The 3576-nt window shown below is 73.4% G+C and carries 4 protein-coding genes; 2 read left to right on the top strand and 2 right to left on the bottom strand.

Annotated features, from left to right (window positions below):
* Nucleotides 1–467, top strand: a 467-nt coding sequence (locus VKG64_12650) for a CoA pyrophosphatase (protein HKB25890.1), incomplete at its 5' end; no start/stop codon positions are given.
* Nucleotides 468–681: 214 nt separating this feature from the next.
* Here VKG64_12650 and sppA read toward each other — a convergent pair.
* Nucleotides 682–1644 (bottom strand): signal peptide peptidase SppA, encoded by a 963-nt coding sequence (gene sppA, locus VKG64_12655; protein ID HKB25891.1) that lies wholly within the window; start codon nt 1642–1644, stop codon nt 682–684.
* A gap of 26 nt (nt 1645–1670) precedes the next feature.
* Here sppA and VKG64_12660 point away from each other — a divergent pair, with 26 nt between their 5' ends.
* Nucleotides 1671–2645, top strand: a complete 975-nt coding sequence (locus tag VKG64_12660; GenBank protein HKB25892.1) for a threonine/serine dehydratase — start codon at nt 1671–1673, stop codon at nt 2643–2645.
* Between the two features lie 28 nt (nt 2646–2673).
* Here VKG64_12660 and VKG64_12665 read toward each other — a convergent pair.
* A partial coding sequence (locus VKG64_12665) for an LLM class flavin-dependent oxidoreductase (protein ID HKB25893.1) occupies nt 2674–3576 on the bottom strand: 903 nt, incomplete at its 5' end.

The following is a 3576-nucleotide window of genomic DNA, read 5'->3' on the forward strand; positions in this document are numbered from 1 at the left end:
TCGACCGCGACGGGCCCTGCCTCGTCTTCGCCAAGCGCACCGAGCGCGTCGGCACCCACAGGGGTCAGATCTCGTTCCCGGGGGGCGCCCTCGATCCCGCCGATCCCTCGCTCCTGGACACAGCACTCCGCGAGTCCGAGGAGGAGGTCGGCCTGCCGCGGCGGGCGGTGGAGCCGCTGGGCGCGCTCGACGACACCGAGACCGTCGCGACCCAGTTCGTCATCACGCCCTGGGTCGGCGTGGTCTGCGAGCCCGTCGTCTGGCGGCCGGACGGTGAGGAGATCGAGAAGGTCATCGAGGTGCCCTTCGCCGCGCTCGTGGAGCCCGCCAACGCGCGGGTCGAGCGCCGGGAGCGCGGGGGCGTCGTGCGCGAGGTGTACTTCTACGACTACGGGGGCGAGACGATCTGGGGCGCCACGGCGCGGATCGTCAAGGATTACCTCGACCTCGTGACGGGGGCGCCGTGAGCCACGGCACGCCGCCGACCTCGGCCGGGCTCTGCGCCCGTTGCCGCCACGCCAGGGCCGTCGCGTCCGCGAGAGGATCGACGTTCGTGCTGTGCGACCTCCACGCCACGGACGCTCGCTTCCCGAAGTATCCGCGCCTGCCGGTGGTTCGCTGCAGCGGGTTTGCCGAGCGGTCGACGTCGTCCGACGCGCCGCGCGGGGGCGGGACCGAGGCTCAGGGCCACCAGAGGTAGAGAAAGCGCGGACCCGCCCCGAGCATCGTCGCGAGCTGCAGGAGCGCCGCGTCGGGCCCCGACGCGGGCGCCTGCGCGCTCGCGTAGTAGGTCGCCCGGTACTCGCGCGGGCGGTGGTAGACGATGACACGCGCCTCGCCCACGCCGGCCGCGCGCCGCGCGGCCTCGATCGCGTCGGGCATGTAGCCCACGCGGTCCAGGAGCCCAAGCTCGAGCGCCTGCTGGGCGGTGTAGATGCGCCCGTCGGCGATCGCCCTCGCGGTCTCCGGCGCCAGGCGGCGGCTCGCCACGAGCTTGGCGACGAACTGCGCGTGGAGGCTGTCGATCACCGACTGGAAGATCTTCCGCTCCTCGACGGTGAGCGCGCGCAGCGGGCTCCCCATGTCCTTGCGCTCGCCCGACTTGATCGTCGCCGCCGCGAGGCCGATCTTCTGCATGAGCCCCTCGGCGTTCAGGCTGACCATGATGACGCCGATCGAGCCCGTCACCGAGGTCGGGTGGGCGACGATCGTGTCCGCGGCGAGCGCGACGTAGTACCCGCCCGACGCCGCCACGTCGAGCATGACCGCGACGACCGGGCGTCCGGTCTCGCGCTTCCAGGTCTCGAGCTCCCGGCAGATGATGTCGGCCGCCGTCACCGTGCCGCCGGGGCTGTTGATGCGCACGAGCAGCGCGCGGACGTCGGCGTCCGCCGCCGCCTTCGTGAGCTCCTCGCGCAGCCGCACGAGCAGCGGCACCCGCGGGGGCGCCGCGCCGATGACGAGGCCCGGCGAAGCGCCCTCCTCGGAGAGGAACCCCGAGACGTCGACGAGCAGGATCTTCGCCCGGCCCGCGCCCTCGACCGTCTGCTCCTCGAGGGGGCGGATCCGTGGCGTGAAATCGAGCGTGATGAGCGAGCAGCCGGCGAGCGCGAGCGCGAGCAGGACGGCCAGGGGCTTCTTCATGGCTTGAGTATATAATCTCCGCCGTCGTGTCAACCGCCAGCCCGCTGACGATCGACGCCATCCAGACCGCCGCGCGCCGGCTCCTCGGCCGGATCCACCGCACGCCCGTGATCGCCTCGCAGTCGTTCGACGACGCCAGCGGCCACAGCGTCTTCTTCAAGTGCGAGAACCTCCAGCGCGCCGGGGCGTTCAAGATCCGCGGCGCGCTGAACAAGCTCCTCACGCTCTCGCCCGCGGAGCGCGCGCGGGGCGTCGTCGCCTATTCCTCGGGCAATCACGCGCAGGGCGTCGCGCTCGCGGCGCGGATGACGGGGACGACCGCGATCATCTGCATGCCGAAAGACGCGCCCGCGCTCAAGCTCGAGGCCACGCGCAACTACGGGGCCGAGGTCGTCTTCTACGACCGCCTGCGCGACGACCGCGCCGCCGTGGCCCAGCGGATCGTGGAGGAGACGGGGCGCGTTCTCGTGCCGCCCTACGACGACTACGCGGTCATGGCGGGGCAGGGGACGGCCGCGCTCGAGCTCTTCCAGGAGGTGCCCTCGCTCGACGCGCTCGTCACGCCCGTCGGCGGCGGCGGGCTCATCGCGGGCTGCAGCACGGTCGCGAAGAGCCTCTTCCCCGGCGTCGCCGTCTTCGGCGTCGAGGCGGACACGGCGGACGATACCTACCGCTCCCTCCGGAAGGGCGAGCGCGTCACGATCCCGCCGCCGGCGACGATCGCCGACGGGATCCGCGTGACGAGCCCCGGCGCGCTCACGTTCCCGATCCTCCAGAAGAACCTGACCGACGTGTGCCTCGTGACCGACGCGGAGATCGTCGCCACCGTCCGCTTCCTGGCGCTCCGCGGGCGCGTCGTCGTCGAGCCCACGGGCGCGGTCGGCGCCGCGGCCGTGCTCCACGGGAAGGTCCCGCTGGCGCGCGGGGCGCGCGTGGGCGTGGTGCTCTCCGGGGGCAACGTCGAGCCGGAGCTGCTGATCGAGATCCTCCGCGCGAAGTAGGGCGGGAGCCGCGCAGAGCGCGGCTCGCTCAGCGGCGGTGGAAGGGCGGGATCACCTCGGCGGCCAGGCGCTCGAGCTGCTCGAGCATCCGCTCGGGCGGTCCCATCGGCCGCAGGACGAATTTCGACCCGCCGCCCGCGACGTACTGTTCCAGGCGCTCGCGCACGACCTCCGCGGGTCCGAACGCGGTGCACGCCGCGAGCGTCGCGTCGTCCACGCGGCCGCGCGGGATGAAGGGCGCGGCGGCCGCGCGCGCCCGCGCGGGATCGTCGTCGAGCCAGAAGGTGACGAGCGCGCCGAAGTGGTCGCCCGGCACCTCGCGCCCGGCCTCGGCGGCGAAGGCGCACGTCTTCTCGACGCCCGCGCGGAACCCGTCGGGCGCGATGAACGACGGGATCCAGCCGTCGCCCAGGCGTCCCGCCCGGCGCATCGCCGCCTCGCTGTTGCCGCCGATCCAGAGCGGCAGGGGCCGCTGCACGGGACGCGGCAGGACCGTGACGCGCTCGAGCTTCCAGAACTCGCCGTCGAAGGAGACCTCGTCCTCGCTCCAGCACCGGCGCATGATCCGGATCGCCTCGTCGGTCCTGCGGCCGCGCTCCGTGAACGGGACGCCCGCCGCCCTGAACTCGCGCTCCTGCTCAACGCCGATGCCGACGGCCGGCAGCACGCGTCCGCCCGAGAGGTAGTCGAGCATCGCGAGCTGGCGCGCCGCGAGGACGGGCGCGCGGAAGGGCGCGATCAGGACGCTCGGGCCGAACTTGAGCCGCCGGGTGCGCGCCGCCACCGCGGCCATCGTCGTAATGGGCTCGAGCACCGGGAGGGGCGAGGAGAGGCGGTCAGAGAACCAGACCGAGTCGATCTCAGTGCGCTCGCAGAGGTCCAGGAGCTTCCAGAAGAGGTCGGCGCCCTCCGGGCCGGCGGCCCAGGGGCC

It is taken from the genome of Candidatus Methylomirabilota bacterium (assembly GCA_035260325.1).
Taxonomy (GTDB): Bacteria; Methylomirabilota; Methylomirabilia; order Rokubacteriales; family CSP1-6; genus AR19.

What these genes read in the sequence shown, in the direction of transcription:
- sppA (HKB25891.1), bottom strand. Translation starts at nt 1,644, where the DNA reads ATGAAGAAGCCCCTGGCCGTCCTGCTCGCGCTCGCGCTCGCCGGCTGC.